Annotated in this window: 18 protein-coding genes; all 18 read right to left on the minus strand. The window is 62.9% G+C overall.

Going from position 1 to position 18,564, the window contains the following annotated elements:
- Positions 1-84: 84 nt before the first annotated feature.
- Positions 85-714, minus strand: coding sequence for a response regulator (locus PCLY_RS13515; RefSeq protein WP_061240164.1), 630 nt, complete (start codon positions 712-714; stop codon positions 85-87).
- Positions 714-2,516, minus strand: a complete 1,803-nt coding sequence (locus PCLY_RS13520; RefSeq protein WP_061240165.1) for a sensor histidine kinase — start codon at positions 2,514-2,516, stop codon at positions 714-716. Before PCLY_RS13520 ends, PCLY_RS13515 begins: the two co-directional genes overlap by 1 nt.
- A 74-nt stretch (positions 2,517-2,590) precedes the next feature.
- Positions 2,591-3,655, minus strand: coding sequence for a protein-glutamate methylesterase/protein-glutamine glutaminase (locus PCLY_RS13525; RefSeq protein ID WP_061240166.1), 1,065 nt, complete (start codon positions 3,653-3,655; stop codon positions 2,591-2,593).
- Positions 3,652-4,170 carry a chemotaxis protein CheD gene (locus tag PCLY_RS13530; protein ID WP_061240167.1) on the minus strand — a complete coding sequence of 173 codons (519 nt, stop codon included), beginning with the start codon at positions 4,168-4,170 and terminating at the stop codon, positions 3,652-3,654. The genes PCLY_RS13525 and PCLY_RS13530 overlap by 4 nt, the downstream gene beginning before the upstream one ends.
- Positions 4,163-4,984 (minus strand): CheR family methyltransferase, encoded by an 822-nt coding sequence (locus PCLY_RS13535; protein ID WP_061240168.1) that lies wholly within the window; start codon positions 4,982-4,984, stop codon positions 4,163-4,165. Before PCLY_RS13535 ends, PCLY_RS13530 begins: the two co-directional genes overlap by 8 nt.
- A complete protein-coding gene (locus tag PCLY_RS13540; RefSeq protein WP_061240169.1) occupies positions 4,981-5,493 on the minus strand; it encodes a chemotaxis protein CheW in 513 nt (170 codons plus the stop codon). Before PCLY_RS13540 ends, PCLY_RS13535 begins: the two co-directional genes overlap by 4 nt.
- Positions 5,494-5,496: 3 nt before the next feature.
- The gene (locus PCLY_RS13545) at positions 5,497-7,140 is read right to left on the minus strand and encodes a methyl-accepting chemotaxis protein (RefSeq protein ID WP_061240170.1); all 1,644 of its coding nucleotides are present in this window, start codon (positions 7,138-7,140) and stop codon (positions 5,497-5,499) included.
- 32 nt (positions 7,141-7,172) lie between these two features.
- A complete protein-coding gene (locus PCLY_RS13550; protein WP_061240171.1) occupies positions 7,173-7,727 on the minus strand; it encodes a chemotaxis protein CheW in 555 nt (184 codons plus the stop codon).
- A 22-nt stretch (positions 7,728-7,749) separates the two neighbouring features.
- The gene (locus PCLY_RS13555) at positions 7,750-9,921 is read right to left on the minus strand and encodes a chemotaxis protein CheA (protein ID WP_061240172.1); all 2,172 of its coding nucleotides are present in this window, start codon (positions 9,919-9,921) and stop codon (positions 7,750-7,752) included.
- Positions 9,922-9,927: 6 nt separating this feature from the next.
- A complete protein-coding gene (locus tag PCLY_RS13560) occupies positions 9,928-10,248 on the minus strand; it encodes an STAS domain-containing protein (RefSeq protein ID WP_061240173.1) in 321 nt (106 codons plus the stop codon).
- Between the two features lie 10 nt (positions 10,249-10,258).
- Positions 10,259-10,627: a response regulator gene (locus PCLY_RS13565; RefSeq protein WP_061240174.1), complete on the minus strand. Its 369-nt coding sequence runs from the start codon at positions 10,625-10,627 to the stop codon at positions 10,259-10,261.
- Positions 10,628-10,635: 8 nt separating this feature from the next.
- Positions 10,636-11,781, minus strand: a complete 1,146-nt coding sequence (locus tag PCLY_RS25325; RefSeq protein WP_061240175.1) for a methyl-accepting chemotaxis protein — start codon at positions 11,779-11,781, stop codon at positions 10,636-10,638.
- 188 nt (positions 11,782-11,969) lie between these two features.
- Entirely contained in the window at positions 11,970-12,608 is a 639-nt protein-coding gene (locus PCLY_RS13575) for a response regulator (RefSeq protein WP_061240176.1), read from the minus strand.
- Positions 12,605-13,348: a sensor histidine kinase gene (locus tag PCLY_RS13580; RefSeq protein ID WP_061240177.1), complete on the minus strand. Its 744-nt coding sequence runs from the start codon at positions 13,346-13,348 to the stop codon at positions 12,605-12,607. Before PCLY_RS13580 ends, PCLY_RS13575 begins: the two co-directional genes overlap by 4 nt.
- A gap of 531 nt (positions 13,349-13,879) precedes the next feature.
- Positions 13,880-14,734: an ABC transporter permease gene (locus PCLY_RS13585; RefSeq protein ID WP_061240178.1), complete on the minus strand. Its 855-nt coding sequence runs from the start codon at positions 14,732-14,734 to the stop codon at positions 13,880-13,882.
- Between the two features lie 133 nt (positions 14,735-14,867).
- On the minus strand, positions 14,868-16,103 hold the full coding sequence (locus PCLY_RS13590; protein ID WP_061240179.1) for an ABC transporter permease: 1,236 nt from the start codon (positions 16,101-16,103) through the stop codon (positions 14,868-14,870).
- Between the two features lie 119 nt (positions 16,104-16,222).
- Entirely contained in the window at positions 16,223-17,296 is a 1,074-nt protein-coding gene (locus PCLY_RS13595; RefSeq protein WP_061240180.1) for an ABC transporter substrate-binding protein, read from the minus strand.
- 34 nt (positions 17,297-17,330) lie between these two features.
- Positions 17,331-18,449 (minus strand): ABC transporter ATP-binding protein, encoded by a 1,119-nt coding sequence (locus tag PCLY_RS13600; RefSeq protein WP_061240181.1) that lies wholly within the window; start codon positions 18,447-18,449, stop codon positions 17,331-17,333.
- Positions 18,450-18,564: the final 115 nt, after the last annotated feature.

Below are 18,564 nucleotides of genomic sequence, written 5' to 3' on the forward strand. Positions count from 1 at the left end.
CAGGATGGTGTGTCGGCAGCCTTTGCAGCATCGGTGCATCCCGATGATGGCGTAGGGCTACTCCTTTTTTTTGTAGGGCTTTTCCTACCTCGACAGACGCTCCGTCATGGCGAAGCGGATGATGTCGGCGTTGCAGCTGAACCCCATCTTCTCCATCAAGCGGGTCTTGTGAGTGCTGACGGTCTTGTTGCTGATGGACAGACGTTCGGCGACCTGATTGACGCCCAGGCCGTCGGCGAGCAGGCGCAGTATCTGAAATTCCCGATCCGACAGGCTGTCCAGGCCACTGTCACGGGGTTCGGCATTGGCGAAGGCCAATTGCTCGGCGATGCGTGGATCCAGGTAACGTCCGCCGCCGGCCACCTTGTTGATGGCGGCGAGCAGGGTTTCGGCGTTGTGGTCCTTGGTCAGGTAGCCGCTGGCACCGGCCCGCAGGGCGCGCTGGGCGATCTGCGGTTCGTTGTGCATGCTCAGCACCAGAATGGGTAGCTTGGGGTAATGGCCGTGGATCCGGGCGATCAGGTCCTCACCGCTGATGCCGGGCATGCTCATGTCCAGCAGAACCAGGTCGAGCTCCACGTTGCGCAGGTTCTCCAGCACCTGGCCGCCATTTTCGGCCTCTGCAACCACTTGCAGGCGGTTGTCGAACTCGATCAGTTGCTTGAGACCGTTGCGCATGAGGGTGTGATCGTCGGCGATCATGATCCGCGTCATCAGGTTTCCTCGGCCAATTTGATGGGCAAGGTCGCCTGCACGGTGGTGCCCTGGCCGGGGTGGCTGAAGATCACCACCTCGCCACCCAGGCTGATGCCGCGCTCGCGCATGCCGGCCAGCCCCAACGAGCGTTTGTTGACGGAACCCGGGTCGAAGCCGCGACCGTTGTCGGCGATGTCCAGGCGGTAGGCGCCGTCGATGCGCTCCAGGCTCACCATGGTGCGCGTGGCGCCTGAGTGGCGGGCGACGTTGTTGAGCGCCTCCTGGACGATGCGAAAGGCGGTAGTGGCTTGGTCATCGGTCAAGGCGGGTTCTTCGCTGTGGGTGGTGAGTTCGCAGGCGATCCGGGTGTGCTGGCGAAACTCGTTGATCAGCCATTCCAGTGCCGGGTAGAGCCCCATGTTGAGCACGGCCGGGCGCAGGCTCGTGGCAATGGAACGCACCACCTGGATGGTGCGATCACACAGCTGCATCAGGCCGTCCACGGCATCGCTCAACCCTGGCGCCTGGGCGCCGAACTGCAGGTTTAGCATAGATATGCCCATGCGCAAGGCCGTCAGATGCTGGCCCAGTTCGTCATGGATTTCCTGGGCGATCAGCTTGCGCTCTTCTTCTCGGGCGGATTCCCGGCGGCTGGTCAGCTCGCGCAACTGCTGGTTGCTGTCGGCCAGCCGGCGTTCGGCCTTGCGAATGTTGGTGATGTCCCGCGCCAGGGACAGCACGCTGGTGACCTCACCGTTGGCATCGCGCTCGGGTACCAGTTGCACCAGGTAGTGCAATTGCTTGTCGATGGGGCCATCGATGCCGTGGATCATTTCCTCTTCCAGCGAGGTGCCGCTTTGTGCCACCTCGCGCACCATGTCCGCCATGATGTCGACCTGCGAGTTGTCGCCAAAGGCATCGCGTGCGGGGCGGCCGCGGGCCTCCACCAGAGGCAGTCGGCACAGCGCCTCCAGCGCCGGGTTGGCATAGATCAGACGGAAGTCGGGCGTGAGGCGGCCGATGGCGTCGTGGGTGTTCTCGATCAACGCACGGAACTGGCGCTCGTTGTGTCGCAGGGTTTCGGTCAGGCGTTGCTGCTCGGTGAGGTCGTGCAACAGTGCCAGGCTGTAGCCGCGCCGGTCATAGTGGAAGCGTGTGAACTTCACCGAGAGGTGACGGCGGGTGCCATCGATGGGGTTGTTCAACTCCAGGTTCAGCGCTCGCTGGTCGCGTACCAGTTCCTGCAGCTGTTCGTCGCTGTGCAGGGCCAGTGGCGCCAGCACCTGGCCGATGCTCTGGCCCAGCAGGTACCTGTGGGCCTGGCCCAGCAGAACGGTGGCCGATTCGTTGAGGTAGCGAATATTCAGGCCATCATCGAGCAGCACGGCGCCGTCGGCGGTGAAGTCGAGCGCGAAGCTGAGCAGGTACACCAGCTCGGCGCGCTCCTGGGTCGAGCGTGGCGGGCTCAGGCGAATCAGGAAGTGATCGACCTCTGCGCCGCTCGCCGAAATTCCGGAAACGCTGGTGCTCAACCATTGATACGCCTCATCTGCGCCGCGTATGCGCAGCTCGCCGCAGGGAATATCGGCATGCTGGTGACGCGCGCGTTTCATTGCATAGGTCAGGGCGTCCCGATCCTGCGGGTGCAACCAGTGCGTCAGCGGCTCGAGCGTAGGCACCTGCAGCGGCGTGCCGAGCAGCTGCAGCAGTGCCTGGTTACCCTGCTGCAGACAGCCGTCGAGCTTGAGTACTCCCAGGCCTACAGGTGCCGAATGCCATGCCGCGCCGAGCAGGGCATCTACCGTACGTGTCTCTTCCAAAGCCTTCCCCCGATGGCCTGACCCTTTGAGTATGGGTCAGTTTTCAGGTTACGCCGTATGCATCGGGTTCAGGCTCAGGGACGTTCGGCCCGCAGGATCTGCGCGGGAATTTGTTCCAGTGGGATTTCCCGACCGATCGCGCCAAGTTTCTTGGCTTCCTTGGGCATGCCGTAGACCACGCAGCTGGCTTCATCCTGGCCGAAGGTCTGAGCCCCGGCTTCGAACATTTCGCGCAGGCCACGCGCGCCATCGTCACCCATGCCGGTCATGATGATGCCGGTGGCGTTGGCGCCCGCTGCGCGTGCGGTGGAGCGAAACAGCACGTCCACCGAGGGTTTGTGCCGACTCACGGGCGGGCCGTCGACCACTTCCACCAGGTACTGCGCGCCGCTGCGTTTGAGCAGCATGTGACGGCCACCGGGGGCGATCAGGGCGCGCCCGGGGATGACCCGGTCGCCATGGCGCGCTTCCAGTACCTCGATCTGGCACAGGCCATTGAGGCGTTCGGCGAAGGCCGCCGTGAAGCGCTCCGGCATGTGCTGGACGATGATGATGCCAGGGCAGACCCGTGGCAGCGCGGTGAGTATGTACTCCAGCGCCTGGGTGCCGCCGGTGGACGTGCCGATGGCCACCACGCGTTCGGTGGTGCGGGCCATGGCCGCTTGCCCGGCCGGGAGCACCGCGTCGGCGCCCAGCTTGGGCTGCACCGGGCCCTTGCTCTTGGCCAGTTGGCGCATGTTGGCGCGCGCTGCGGCTTTCACCGCGCCGAGCAGGTCATCGCTGGCATTGACCAGGAATTTGCTCAGGTTGAGCTGCGGCTTGGTGACGATGCTCACGGCGCCAGCGGCGAGGGCCTGCATGGTGGTGCTGGCGCCTTTTTCGGTGAGGGTCGAGCAGATCACCACCGGCGTCGGGCGCTCGGCCATGAGCTTCTTGAGGAAGGTGATGCCGTCCATGCGCGGCATCTCCACATCGAGGACGATCACGTCCGGCCATTCGCGCTCCATCTTGCTCAGGGCGAACAGCGGGTCGGCGGCGGTGCCCAGAATCTCGATCGCCGGGTCGGCTGCCAGCACCGAGGCCAGCACCTGACGGACGACGGCGGAGTCGTCGACGATCATGACTTTGATGGGTTTCATGCAGGTTGTACTCCAGTGGGACATCCACTGTCAGCTACGAGGGGGGATTGCTTGAGGGCCAGCTGGCCGCTCCAGATATCGAAGATCACGTGGCGGTGGCCTGTACCACCGACATGTTCGCCATGACTCATCAACCCGTGCATGGCGAGGAGCTTGTAGGCCATGTCGATATTCTGCTGGCCGATGTGGCGTTTGCCGCGATTTCCGACGTTCGGAAACATGTTGCCGCCGCCAAAGATGCGCAGGTGATATTCGCTGGCGCGGGTGCCGTGAGCGCGGATGGCCTCCAGCAGCAGGAGCATGGCTTCGTCACCGTAACGCCCATCCAGCCTGGCAGTGGGCTGGCCACGGGTGGGCAGCATGTAATGGCACATGCCGCCCAGCCTGCGCCGAGGATGCCAGAACACCAGGGAAACGCAGGAGCCGAGCAGGGTTCGAATACGCGTGCCAACGCCGGCGAAGTGCAGGTCACCGGGTTGCAGATAGACATCTCGGGGTGCAACGGGTCTAGGCATCGGGTTTGCGATAGATCGAGGGTTTCACGACCTTGAGTGTGTCATCGATGCCGTTGAGGCTTTCCGAATGGCTGATCAGAAAGTAGCCGCCGGGCCGCAGTCGGCTCAAAAGGCGCTTCACGACCTGGCGCTTGGTGTCACCGTCGAAGTAGATCATGACGTTACGGAGGAAGATCACATCGAATTGACCGACTTCCGGCAATGGGTTGTTCAGGTTGATCTGCTCGAAGCGCACGCGTCGGCGCAGTGCGGGGTCGATCAGCAGATTGCCCTCGTTGGCGCCGACGCCGCGAAAGCAGTGGCGTACCAGCATCCGACGCGGGATATCCTCGCTGTCCTGCACACGATAGACCCCGGCGCGGGCACGATCCAGCACGCGCTGGCTGATATCCGACGCAAGGATCTCCCAGGGTTTGTCCACGAGTACGTCGGCCAGTAGCAGGGCGATGCTATAGGGCTCCTCGCCGCTGGAGCAGGCCCCGCTCCAGATGCGCAGGGGGCGCCCGCTGGGAATCAGGCCCGGCTTCTCCAGGTGCTCGCGGAGAAAGTCGAAATGCTTGGGTTCGCGAAAGAAGTAGGTTTCGTTGGTGGTCAGCAGGTCGACGCAGGTCTGCAGCTCCTCCGGGCTCTGGCTCAGGCGGCGGAAATACTCGCCGTAGCTGTCGAGATGAAACTCGCGCAGGCGTTTGTTCAAACGGCCGGCGACCAGGGGTTTCTTCGCGTCGGAAAGGCTGATGCCGGCGATTTCATGGATCAACTGGCGGAACCTGGCGAACTCCTGATCACTCAGGGCGATGGCCGCGCTGCTGCTCATGGTTGGTCCTGCGCCGTCGTGCCTTGTGCTCCGGCATGCTCCAGCAAGGCTATTTCATCGTCGGACAGCACCCGCCCGACATCGAGCAGCACCACCAGGCGCTCATCCAGCTTGCCCATGCCGCGAATGAAGTCGGCGCGAATACGATTGCCGAAGCTGGGGGCCGGCTCGATCTGCTCTGCACTGAGTTCCAGGACTTCGCTGACCGCATCGACCACCATGCCGATCACCCGCAGGCCATCGCCTGTCGCGATCTCCAGAATGACGATACAGGTGCGTGGGCCGATCGAGGTGGCGCTGCCGCCGAAGCGCAGCCCCAGGTCGATGACGGGCACCACCGCCCCGCGCAGATTGATCACGCCGAGGATGCTTGGCGGCATCATCGGCACGCTGGTCAGGTGGCCGTACTCGATGATCTCGCGCACGGCATGGATATCCACGGCGAACAACTCCTGCGCCAGGGCGAAGGTCAGGTACTGGCCGGCGACACTGTGAGTGGCGGCAGTCATCGACTACTCCTGAAAGCGCACGTAGCCTGCGGGCAAACCGCCGGCCATCAGCGTGGGCGCGTCGTCATCGGTCTGCGCACTACGTGGCGAGCGGCTCGGGCGTGACGGCTGGACGTTGCGTTGCGAACTGCGAGTGCCCTGGGCGCTGTTGAGCTTGAAGAACTCCATCAGTTGCTGCAGTTGCTCGGCCTGGCCGCTCATTTCTTCTGCCGTGGCCGCCAGCTCTTCCGACGAGGAGGCGTTCTGCTGGGTGATTTCGTTGAGCTGGTTCATGGCCGTGCTGATCTGGCCGACGCCCGAGCTTTGCTCTTCGGAGCCTGCCGCGATTTCCTGCACCAGGTCAGACGTCTTGGCGATGGAGGGGACGATCTCGTCGAGCAGGGTGCCGGCACGTTCAGCCAGTTGCACGCTGGACTTGGCCACTTCACCGATTTCCTGGGCTGCGATCTGGCTGCGTTCGGCCAGCTTGCGCACCTCGGCGGCGACCACCGCGAAGCCCTTGCCATGCTCGCCGGCACGGGCGGCTTCGATGGCGGCGTTGAGCGCTAGCAGGTTGGTCTGGTAGGCGATGTCGTCGACGATACCGATCTTGTCGGCAATGGTCTTCATGGCGCGTACGGTTTCCTTGACCGCCTGGCCGCCTTCGCTGGCTTCGTTGCTGGCCTTGCTTGCCATGCCATCGGTGATGCGGGCGTTCTCGGTGTTCTGCGCGATGGAGGCGGACATCTGCTCCATCGACGCGCTGGTTTCCTCCACCGAGGCCGCCTGCTCGGAAGCCGCCTGGCTCATGCTCTGCGCGGTGGCGGAGATTTCCTCGGAGGCACTGGTCAGGGCATCGGCGTTGCCGCGTACTTCGGAGATGATCTGTGTCAGGCGCTGCGACATGCTGTGGATGGCGGCCAGCATGCTGGTGGTGTCACCAGGACGGGTGTTGACCTGCACGCGCAAATCGCCTTCGGCGATGCGGCTCACGACTTCGGCAGCATAGCCTGGCTCGCCGCCGAGCTGGCGCAGCAGGCTGTGGGTGATCAGCCAGGCGATCAGCACGGACACCAGCAACGCTACGCCACCGACGATCAGCAACTGCATGCGCGACTCCTCGTAGAGGGCAGTGCCGTCAGCAGAAGTCTGGTTCATCAGCTCGCTCTGCAACTTCACCATTTCGTCCACGGCAGCCAGCAGCGTGTTGTTTGCAGGAATCAACTGCTCATACAGGTAGCTTTCCGCGCGCTCCTGATCGCCAAGCATGGAGAACAGCTCGTCAAGGTGTTTGCCAAGGGATTCGCGTGCCGCGTTGATCTTCGCCAGCAGTTCGCGCTCCTGGGGCGTATCGACCATCTTGCCGAGTTCTTCGACCGCGTCGGCGCGGCGCTTTCTGCTGGCGTCTATCAATGCCTTGGTTTCTGCATCAGCGGCTTCGTTGTCGACCAGCAGCATGTCGCGGATAAACCGGGCTTGATTCAGGGTTTCTTCCTTGGCGCTGACGGCCAGGCGCACGGTGACGTAGCTATCCTCGACAATGACGGTGCTTGCCGCATCGATGACGGCCATGCGAGTGATGCTGAGCACCAGTGATACCACCAGCAGCAGGATGACCACGCCAAAGCCCAGTCCCAGCTTGGTCGCCACTTTCATATTCTTGAACATGGTTACTTTCTCCGTATGACCTGGTCAGGTGCTCAGGTGCGTGTTCTGCTGCCGGACGCCACGATTTCGGCGACCGCCAGGGTGTGTTCGATGGTCAGAAGGACGATGAAGTCATCACCCTGGCGCACCATGCCGTGGATGAAGTCGCTGCGAATGGGATTGCCGAAGGCCGGGGACGGGCGTATCTGCGTGGCGGCGACCTCCAGCACTTCGCTGACGGCGTCGACGATGATGCCCAGTACCTGAGCGTCCTCTTCGTCCACCACCTCGACGATGATGATGCAGCTGCGTTTGTCGATGCGGCTTGGGCCCTGGTCGAAGCGCAGGCTCAGGTCGATCACCGGCACGACGGCACCGCGCAGATTGATCACTCCGTGGATGCACGAGGCGGCCATGGGCACGCGTGTCAGCTGCGGATATTCGATGATCTCGCGCACGCACAAGCCGTCGAGGGCGTAGCGCCGTGCATTGAGCTCGAAGGTCAGGTACTGGCGCGAGGCGTCCAGCTCGGTGACGGCCGCGCCAGCAGCGGGGATGACCGCCATGGGGTGTTGCGGCACGCTCGCCGGATTATCGGGAAAGCTCATGATGTGCGCTCATTGGCTGAATTCAGGCTTCGATGGTGAGTGGGGCCGCGTGGGTCGTGGCACTGGACAGGTCGGTGAGCAGGCTGGGGATGTCGAGAATCAGCGCCACCGCGCCGCTGCCGAGAATGGTGAAGCCGCCGACGCCACGGCAGGTGCCGAACAGCTTGCCCAGGGGCTTGATCACGGTCTGGAACTCGCCCATCAGATGATCGACGACCAGGCCGGCGCGCTGCCCCGCATAGCTGACCACCACCACGTTTTCGCGGCGTGGCGGCTGGCCGGATTCGTCGAACAGTTCGCGCAGGCGGATGAATGGCAGCACCTCGCCGCGCAGGGCGATGTGGCCGCGGTCGTGCCGAGTGTTGGTGTCGAGCTCGATGCACTCCTCGACCAGATCCAGCGGGATCACGTAGCCGGCCGGGCCTACACCGACCAGGAAACCATCGATGATGGCCAGGGTCAGCGGCAGGCGGATGCGTACGCAGGTGCCCTCGCCGAGCTTGCTGTCCAGGTCGATGCTGCCGCGCAGGGCGGTGATGTTGCGCTTGACCACGTCCATGCCGACGCCACGGCCGGAAAGGTTGCTCACCTGTTCGGCCGTGGAGAAGCCCGGTTCGAAGATCAGGTTGAAGGTTTCCTTGTCGGTCAGGGTCTGGCCTTCGCTGATCAGCCCGCGCTCACGGGCCTTGGCCAGGATGCGCTGCGGATCGAGACCGCCACCGTCGTCGGTGACTTCCAGGACGATGCTGCCGGCGTCGTGGTAGGCGTTCAGGCGTACGTTGCCTTGCGCCGGTTTGCCGCGCGCCTGGCGCACGGCCAGCGACTCGATGCCGTGGTCCATGGCGTTGCGCACCAGATGGGTGAGCGGGTCGGTGATGCGCTCGACTACGGTCTTGTCCAGCTCGGTTTCACCGCCGCTGATGGTCAGGGCGATGTCCTTGCCCAGCTCCTTGGACACGTCGCGCACCACGCGCTGGAAGCGGTTGAAGGTGGCGCCGATCTGCACCATGCGCAGGGTCAGGGCGCTGTCGCGGACCTCCTCGACCAGGCGTGAGAGCAGTTCGGTGGATTCCAGCATTTCGGCATGGCCACATTGCTGGGCGGTCATGCGCGCACCGGCACCGGCGATGATTAGCTCGCCGACCAGGTTGATGAGCTGGTCGAGCTTGCCGGCATCGACGCGAATCAGGTTGTTGTCGCTGCTGCGGTTTTCCTTGACCTGTTGCTGCTTGTGCAGGGCTGCGGCGATCACCGGTGGCTGCACCAGGCTCTCTTCCATCAGCACCTGGCCGATGGGACGGGCTTCGGCCTGCTGCTGGCCCTGTACCTGGGCATGCAGCACCTCCTGCAGTTCGGCTGCGGTCAGGGTGCCGCAGCGCATCAGGATCTCGCCCAGGCGCATGTCCTCTTCCGGCAGGGCGCGGATCAGTTCCAGGTACTCTTCGGACTTGCTGTTGGGCGGCAGGATGCGGATCAGGCTGTCTTCGCGGACGAACTCGAAGGCGCCCTCGATGGTGGCTTTGTCCGCCTCGCTGACGAAGGCGACCTCGAAACCCAGGTAGCAGGTTTCCGGGTCCATCTCGCTGGCTGGCGGCACCCGGTCGAGCAGCGGAACGATGCTGACGATGCGTCCGAAGGTGTTCAGGTAGCGCAGCAAGGACAGCGGATCCATGCCGTTGCGCAGCGTGTCTGGGCCAAAGCGCAATGAGAGATGCCAGTGATCGGCGCTGACGCCGCCAGTGCCGCTGCGCTCGACCAGACCGTTGCTGGAAGGCAGGCTGCTGGTGCCTTGCGGGGCGCTCATGTAGAGGCTGAGTTGCTCGCTCAGCTGCCTATTCTGTTCGAGCAAGGCCGGGTCGAGCTGTTCGAGCGAGTGGCCTTCATCGAGCAGGTCGACCAGGTGGCGCAGGTGATCGCCGACCTGCAGGAACAGGGCGGTCAGGGTACCGTCGAAGCGCAGTTCGGCATTGCGAATCCGATCCAGCACGCTTTCCGCGATATGGGTGAAGCTGACGATCAGGTCGAGGCCGAACAGGCCGGCCGAGCCCTTGATGGTGTGCGCCGCACGGAAGATCGCATTGATGGTGTCGCTGTCCTCCGGGGCGCTCTCCAGCACCAGCAGCGCTTCCTCCATCTGTTCGAGCAGTTCGCGGCTCTCGGCGATGAATATCTTGAGTACTTCGTCCATGTCCATGCCGTGTCACTCGCCGCTGGGTTTGATCAGGATGGGGTCGCCGAAGAAGGACACCAGGCCACTGAGTTCGAAGGCGTCGATGACCGCTGGGCTGTGGTGGCTAAGGCGCAACTGGCAGCCCTGGCGTTCGGCTTCCTGCTTGGTCAGTACCAGCAGTTGCAGCCCGGCACAGTCGATTTCGTCGAGGGCGGAGAGATCCAGCTCCACCTCCGCACCAGGCGTCAGCGCGCGCAGCAGCAGATCCAGGTTTTCGCCGACGCTGTAGATGGTCAGGCCACCTTCGAGCGGCAGGATGCGGTACAGGTTCTCGCCCGACGCGTCTGTCATGGCGCCGGCCTCAAGGCAGGATCAGTTTGGAAACGGCAGTGAGCATCTGCGCCGGCTGGAAGGGCTTGACCACCCAGGCCTTGGCGCCCGCGGCGCGACCTTCTTCCTTCTTCCCTTCGCCGGCTTCGGTGGTGAGCATGATCACCGGGGTGAACTTGTAGGCGGGCAACTGCTTGACGTTCTTGAGGAAGGTGATGCCGTCCATGTTCGGCATGTTCACGTCGCTGATGATCAGGTGCACCTTGCGACCATCGAGTTTGTTCAGGGCATCCTTGCCGTCGCATCCTTCGATCACGTCGTAGCCTGCACCTTTCAGGGTGATGCTCACGACCTGGCGAATGGAAGCCGAGTCGTCGACGATGAGTACGGTCTTGCCCATGGGGTACCTCAGAAGAAAGTGATTTCGGAATCGTTGCGCTTGCCGGGTGCTTCTCCCCGGTGGATGTCGTGTTGTTCAGGCATGGTGTAGGTCTGGGCCAGTTCATCCAGCCATCGGTCCACATCCAGAGGCACCGGTTGCTGGCCGAGCCGGCGTTGTTCGTTGCTGCTGTGGATGTGTCCGAGGAGCTTGTCGATATTGCCGCTGACATGCCCGAGCATCTGGCTGATGCGGTCCTGGAACTGCAGCGACACCAGCACTTCGGCGATGTCCTGAGCGACGATTTCGCTCTGGCTGCGCATTGCGTCGTTGTGGCTGACGATGCCGCTGGCGCTGTGGTGAAAGCGGGTGATCACGCCCTTGATGACGTCGCTGGCATTGTTCAGGGTGGCGGCGTCGGTCTTGGCGTATTCGCGGGAGATGTTCAGGGTCTTGTGAATCGCGCCGTTGACGATGGTTACCGTTTCGCCAATGCGCTGACCGGTTTCGCCGGACATGGAAGACAGCTTGCGCACTTCGTCGGCGACCACGGCGAAGCCGCGGCCACTTTCACCCGCACGGGCGGCCTCGATGGCGGCGTTGAGGGCCAGCAGGTTGGTCTGCTTGGCGATGTCGGCGACGTCCTGCGCCATGTCCTGCAACTGGTCGGTGAAGTTCGACAGCTCCATGACTTCCTTGAGCAGCGACTCCTTGCTGGCCATCGCCTCGCGCAGGGCCATGATGATCATGTCCAGTTCGTGCTGGCTGGTGGACAGCAGCGCGACCAGGCGATTGCCGGCTTCACGCTCGTGACCGTTGCCCAGGCTCTGCTGAATGCGTACGGCCAGGTTGGCGAAGCGCTCGCTCAGTGCGCTGATCGCTTCTTCGGTGTGGTTGCGTGCGGAGTGAATCTGTTGCGACCAGAGCGGCAATGTCTGTTCGCAAAGCTCTTCCATATCCCGGGGAAGAGGTTGCTCGTCACGGGGCTGGACTTCGATGCTCGGCGGCGATGCCTTTAGTCGCCTCTGCTGAAGCAGCAGTGCGCCGCCGATCACCAGCAGGCCGACCAGCGCGACCAGGGTATCGAGCCAGCCTGAGCCGACCAGCACGACAGCCACGATGCCGGCCAGCAGCGTTAGCGATGGAATGACCAGGGAGAGGTTCTGCTCGCGCACTTCATGGCTCCGCGACTACTGGGATCAGGTGATCGCGGAACAGTTGCCAGGCTAGAAGGGGGAATTTCCTGCAGGGTGCCTGTCATCGTTCCATCGACATCTGGAGGATGCATTAGGCACTTGGGTGGGGGCATCGGAATGCGCTGGATTTTTGCGTGAACTTATCCCGCTTGGCGCTAGGGAAATCCTCAGCCGGGCTCGGACATGCTGAGTCTGCTGGCGTACTTGACCAGGTCGGCGTTGCTGGAAAAGCCCATTTTCTCCATCAGATTTATCTTATGCGTGCTGACGGTCTTGTTGCTGATCATCAGCTGCTCGGCGATCTGGTTGACGCTAAGGCCGTCGGCCAGTAGTCGCATGATCTGGAACTCCCGGTTGGTCAGGCTGTCGAGGCCCGACACCGGATTCTGCTTGAGGCTGTTGAGGGCGATCTGTTCGAGCAGCTCCGGGTCGATGTAACGCGCGCCTGTGCTGACCTTCTTCACGGCGGCGATCAGGGTTTCGGGTGACTGGGTCTTGGTCGTGTAGCCGGTGGCCCCGCAGCGCAGCACGCGCATGGCGACATGCGGGTTGTTGTGCATGCTGAGAACCAGAATAGGCAGTTGCGGATGTTGATGGACGACGCGTGATACCAGCGTCTCGCCACTGAGGCCGGGCATGCTGATATCCAGCAGGAGCAGATCGACCTGTGTCGTTCTCAGATACTCCAGCGCCTGCAGACCGTTGGCCGCCTCGCCGGCGATGTGGATGTCCTTGTCCAGTTCGAATAGCCGTTTGAGGCCTTCTCGCATGATCGTGTGATCGTCGACGATCATCAGGTTGATCATTTGCTTTCCTTCATCGATTGATGCACGGGGAAAATTGCCTGGACGATGGTGCCCTGCCCGGGGTGGCTGAAGATGATCACCGGGCCGCCCAGTTGCTTGCCGCGCTCGCGCATGCCGGACAGTCCGGTGGAGTCGGGCAGGATGTCGCTGAGGATGAAGCCCTGTCCGTCATCGAATATTTCCAGAACGTAGTCGTTCTCCCGCTGCTCCAGGCTCACTTCGGCTCTGGAGGCATTGGCGTGACGCAGGATGTTGGTCAGCGATTCCTGGACGATGCGATAGAGATGGGCCGCGCGTCGCGGCTCCAGCTCCAGATCTTGTTTGGGCAGGTTGCAGCGACAGTCGACCTCGGAGAGCTGGCGAAATTCATCGATCAAGCCTTTGAGGGTATTGCTCAGGTTGTGCTGCAGCTTCTTGATGGGCGCCCCGTTGCTGATTTCACGGACGACCTCGATGGCGCTATGGGAAATGCTGCTCAGGCGCTCGATGTGACCCAGCAGATCAGGGCGGTCCTGGCCGAGATGGATGCGCAGCACGCCCAGTCCTTGTTGCAGTGCGGTGAGTTGCTGTCCCAGCTCGTCGTGTAGTTCACGCGCGATACGCTTGCGTTCCTGAGTGCGGGCAAGAGCGCAGAGCCTGGCTTGCTGCGACTGGCAGCTGGGACAGGCGGCTTCGGTATCTGGTTTTTGTTGTTTGCGAGGAGGGAGGTTGTAGTGCGAGAGCGTCGTTGTAATGTTCACCTTGGCTCTATCTCTTCTTGGCGCGGGGCGGGCAATCCACCGCTGGGCTGGCACGGGTTGGGGAGCTTCTGGCCAGCGTATGGGCCTTATGCGAGGAAGGACGCCCAACATCGAAACAAGAAGTAACGGAAGATGAGGACTTCACTCGCCGAGGGGCGGGTGAGTTGAGATGTGCATTCCCCTGTTTCCAGTCACTTGGACGAGAGGCCGGTACCGTTCGGAGACAGTCGGGTGCAGCTCAGCGTTTTAGCTGCACCGGTATTTACCCGTCTCCATAAATAGTGTGGCGACCGGTCTTTGGCGGGGGGAGGGGCGGGGCAAGTGCATCGGCCACCAGATGGCTGATGCCTTCGTGGGACTGAGTGATCATGGTAAAGGCTCTGCTTGTCCGATGACCTAGCATATCGCCCGTGCAGCTCGTGAGGACAGCAGGAAATCAGCCTGATGCTGGAATCTTGGCGTGGTCGACGAACCTGTGTCGTCGATGCCTGTGCGTCAGGTCTCAGAACCCCGATACGCGTGCCGTGCGCGTCAGTGCGGAATCTCGATTCCCCGCATGCGCTCGGCGCGGCGGCGCAGCAGTTCGATGGTCACCAGCAGGGCGATGGACACCAGGATCAGCAGCGTGGCGATGGCCAGGATGCTCGGGTTGATCTGCTCGCGCAGGCCCGAAAACATCTGCCGCGGGATGGTGCGCTGCTGCGGCCCGGCCATGAACAGGATGACCACCACTTCATCGAACGAGGTGATGAAGGCGAACAGCGCGCCGGAGATCACGCCTGGGCGGATCAGCGGCATGATCACGTCGAAGAACACCCGGATCGGCGTGGCGCCGAGATTCAGCGCGGCACGTGCCAGGCTGTAGTCGAAGCCGGTCAGGGTGGCGGTGACGGTGATGATGACGAAAGGCGTACCCAGTGCGGCGTGCGCCAGGATCACTCCCAGATAGCCGCCGGCCAGGCCCAGGTTGGAGTAGAAGAAGAACATGCCGGCGGCGGTGATGATCAGCGGCACGATCATCGGCGACAACAGCAGGGCGGTGATGAAACGGCGAAACGGCATCTCGTCGCGGGCCAGGCCCACGGCGGCGCAGGTGCCCAGAGTCGTGGCCAGGACGGTGGAGAGAATGCCGATGAAGAAGCTGTTCTTGATCGCCAGGATCCACTTCGGATCGTTGAGGATTTCGCTATACCAGCGCAGTGAATAGGCCTCGGGGTCCAGCTTCAGCATGCCTTCGGTGAAGCTGAAGAAGGGTTCGGCGTTGAACGACAGCGGCACGATCACCAGGATCGGCAGGATCAGGAACAGCAGCACCAGCCAGGAGCTGAGCTTGAGCAGCCAGTGGCCGAGGTGGTGCCAGAAGCCGTAGTAGGCTGGAATTTTCATAAGTGCGAATCCAGGCTGGAGCGTCGGCAGTCGTTACCGCTAGCCCGGATGCAATCCGGGAAGGCGCCCTTGCCGGGATACCCGGATTGCATCCGGGCTACGTCGCTGCGTCGCGATGCTGATACGGGCATGGTCATCCCAACTTGATGTTGCTGGCGCCGACGAAACGGTCGTACACCCAATACAGCAGCAGGATCAGGCCGAGCAGCAGCGAGCCCAGCGCGGCGGCCAGCTCCCAGTTGTTCGAGCGCTGCATGTGGAAGGCGATGATGTTGCTGATCATCTGCCCATCGGTACCGCCGACCAGCGCCGGAGTGATGTAGTAACCCACCGAGATGATGAATACCAGGAGTGCCCCGGCGCTGAGGCCGGGCAGGGTCATCGGGAAGTAGATGCGGGCGAACGCCGGGATCGGTTTGTCGCCCAGGCTGAGCGCTGCGCGCATGTAGCTGGGGTCGATGCCGCGCATCACGCTGTACAGCGGCAGGATCATGAACGGCAGCAGGATGTGGGTCATCGCCACCACGGTGGCGAACGAGGTGTAGAGCATCTCGAAGGGCTGGCCGATCAGGCCGATGCCCATGAGAAAGGAGTTGATCACGCCGTTGGTCTGCAGCAGGGCGATCCATGAGGTGGTGCGCACCAGCAGGGAGGTCCAGAACGGCAACAGCACCAGTACCAGCAGCAGGTTGGCGCGATTCGAAGGCAGCCCGGCAAGGTAGTAGGCCAGCGGGTAGCCGAGCAGGGCGCAGAGCAGGGTGATGACCAGCGCCATGTTCAGGGTCTTGGTGTACAGCTGCAGGTAGATCTGCGTGTCCTGGCGCACCTGAATGCCTTCGTCAGGGTGCAGTTCGAGGTCCAGGGCAGTCAGGTAGTAGTCATAGGTGTAGACCTTGCCGGCACGCTCGATGGCGTACCACAGCTCGGGTTTGCTCCAGTTGCGATGGGCGTCGAGCAGGGTCTTTACGCCCTGGGTTTCCAGCTTCTGGGCGTCCAGACGGCCAATACGGCGGGCGCTGGATTTGACCACGCTGGACATGCCGGTATACGCGCGGTTGAACTCCTCGGAGAGCTTGCCGGACAGGCGTTGCTCGTTGAGCCCATGCAGCTCCGTGACGAAGACCTGCAGCGTCTTCTCGTCCGGTAGTTGCTTGTGATCGTCCCAGCGCTGGAGTTCGGCCAGGGTCAGGGGAATCAGCTCGGCCACCGTCGGGTGATGCACGCTGCGCCACAGCATGGTGCCGATCGGCGCAACGAAGGTGACGAGGATGAATAGCAGCAGCGGCACCACGAACAGGAAGGCGGTCAGGCGCTTCTTGCGTCGGGCGCTGGCCGCTTGGCCGGCTTCGCTGGTAGTCAGGGATGACAAGGCGTTACTCCGATGGATTCAGCCCCACTGCTCCCCCGGTTCCCGTGGGAGGCGCTTCAGCGGCGATGGTCGCGGCTAAAGCCCCTCCTACAGGTCGGAGGAAACAGGGCGTTGGTGCTTTACTTCAGCAGCCACTCGTTGAACTTCTCGCCCAGCGATTCGCCGTAGTCGGCCCAGAACTCGGAGCCGGCCTGGATACCCTGGTTCAGGTGCGCGGTCGGCAGGTGCGGAGTAGCGCTCTGGTCAGCCAGCGGCATCGACGACTTGCGAGTCGGGCCGTAGGCCACGTCCGGCATGCCGGCCAGCGGCTTGGAGCCGGTGGCGAACTTGATGAACTCCATGGCTAGGTCCTTCTTCTTCGAGCCCTTGACGATGGCCCAGGCGTCGAGGTCGTAGACGTGGCCGTCCCAGACGATTTCGAAGGGTTTGTTCTCCTGCACGATGGCATCGTAGAAGCGCCCGTTGGCCGACTGCACTAGCACGGCGCCGCCATCGTTGAGCAGCTGCGGCGCCTGCGACCAGGAGTCGAACCAGACGATGTCCTTCTTGATGCTGTCCAGCTTGGCGAACGCGCGTTGCTGGCCTTCCGGGGTGGCGAGTACTTCGTAGACGTCTTTCGGTGCGACGCCATCGGCCATCAGCGCCCACTCCATGTTCACCTGCGGGCGTTTGCGCATCGCGCGTTTGCCGGGGATCTTGCTGGTGTCGAAGAAGTCGCCAATGCTGGTGGCCTTGGTGCCACCGATGGTGTTGTCGTTATAGGCGAACACCACCGACCAGACGATGTTGCCCACCGCGCATTCGCTGGCCAGGGCCTCGGGGATGAAGTCCTGGGCGGCTGGGGTACCGTCGATGCCGGCTGGCAGCACGCTGTGGTCGAGGGTTTCCAGCAGGCCTTCGGAGCAGGCGCGCTCGAGGTCGATGACCTCGAAGTCGACCACATCCCACTGGATATTGCCGGACTCGACCTGGGCCTTGATCTCGGCGACGCCGCCCGAGTAGTCCTCGAACAGCACCTTGACCCCGGACTCGGCCTGGTAGGGGTCGATGACGTGCTTCTTCTGCGCGGCGCCGTATGCACCACCCCAGGACACGACGGTGAGGCTGTCCTGGGCGCTGGCGTTGCCGGCGGTGAGCCCCAGTGCCGCCACCAGGGCGAAGGTGGAAACGCTGGTAGTCAGTGATCTAGCCATTGCTGTGCTCCATTTGCTTCTACTAGTTGTGGGGTCAGAGCGTCGTCGGCACTTCGGATCGGTCCAGGGCCTGGCTGTCTTCCGGCTGCCAGGTCAGGGCGATCTCTTCCTGAGCGCTGAGTTGTGGGGCTGAACTGTCGTTCAGATTCTTCACCACCAGCTCACTACCGCTGGCGGTCTCGAAGTGGTAGCGGATGTACTCGCCGACGTAGTGGCGGGTGACGAAACGGGCCTTGACCTGATTGCCGCTGTCGCCGAGGCGGGTGGTGAAATTGAGCTTTTCCGGGCGTACCGACACCGTGGTGGCCAGGCCGACTTCGCTGCAGTTGGCCTTGAGCGTGCTGACCAGGCCGCCGTCGTCGAGACGCACCTGCACCCGCTCCGCCTCGACCGCCTCGATCACCCCAGGCAGCTTGTTGCTCTCGCCGATGAAGTCGGCGACGAACAGATTGGCCGGCCGCTCGTAGAGCACGTGGGGCGCGGCGCATTGCTGCACCACGCCATTGTTGAACACGGCGATACGGTCACTCATGGTCAGCGCTTCGGTCTGATCGTGGGTCACGTAGATCACGGTGAAACCGAGTTGCTCGTGCAGGCGCTTGATCTCGAACTGCATCTGCTCGCGCAGTTTCTTGTCCAGCGCACCGAGCGGTTCGTCCATCAGTACGATGTCCGGCGCGAAGATCAGCGCGCGTGCCAGCGCCACGCGTTGACGCTGACCGCCAGAGAGCTGGCCCGGGTAGCGACCGCCGAAGGCCTGCAGTTCGACCAGGGCGAGGTATTGCTCGACCTTGGCGTGGATTTCGTCCTTGGGCAGTTTGCGAATCTTCAGCGGGTAGGCGAGGTTCTCGCGGATGGTCATGTGCGGGAACAGCGCGTACTGCTGGAAGACCATGCCGATGTTGCGCGCGTAGGGGGCGATACTGGTGACATTGCGGCCGTTGATCAGGATTTCGCCGCTGGTCACGTCCTCGAAGCCGGCGAGCATCATCAGGCAGGTGGTCTTGCCGGAGCCGGAGGGGCCGAGCAGGGTGATGAACTCGCCCTTGGCCACGTCGAGGTTGAAGTCCTTGACCACCAGGGTCTTGTGATCGTAGGTCTTCTTGACGTTGGTGAATCGCAGGAACGCGTCGTTCCCAGCCTGCGCAGTCATAGTCCTCCCCACTGTCGGCAATCCGGAGCCTGCTCGTGGCCAAGGCTCCAGCTTCTGAATCGATTCACCTCCTGCTTGGGAGGCGTTCGTTGTGTGGTTAGCCAAAAGCAATAAG

The organism is Ectopseudomonas composti, from assembly GCF_001567565.1.
GTDB classification, from domain to species: domain Bacteria; phylum Pseudomonadota; class Gammaproteobacteria; order Pseudomonadales; family Pseudomonadaceae; genus Aquipseudomonas; species Aquipseudomonas composti_A.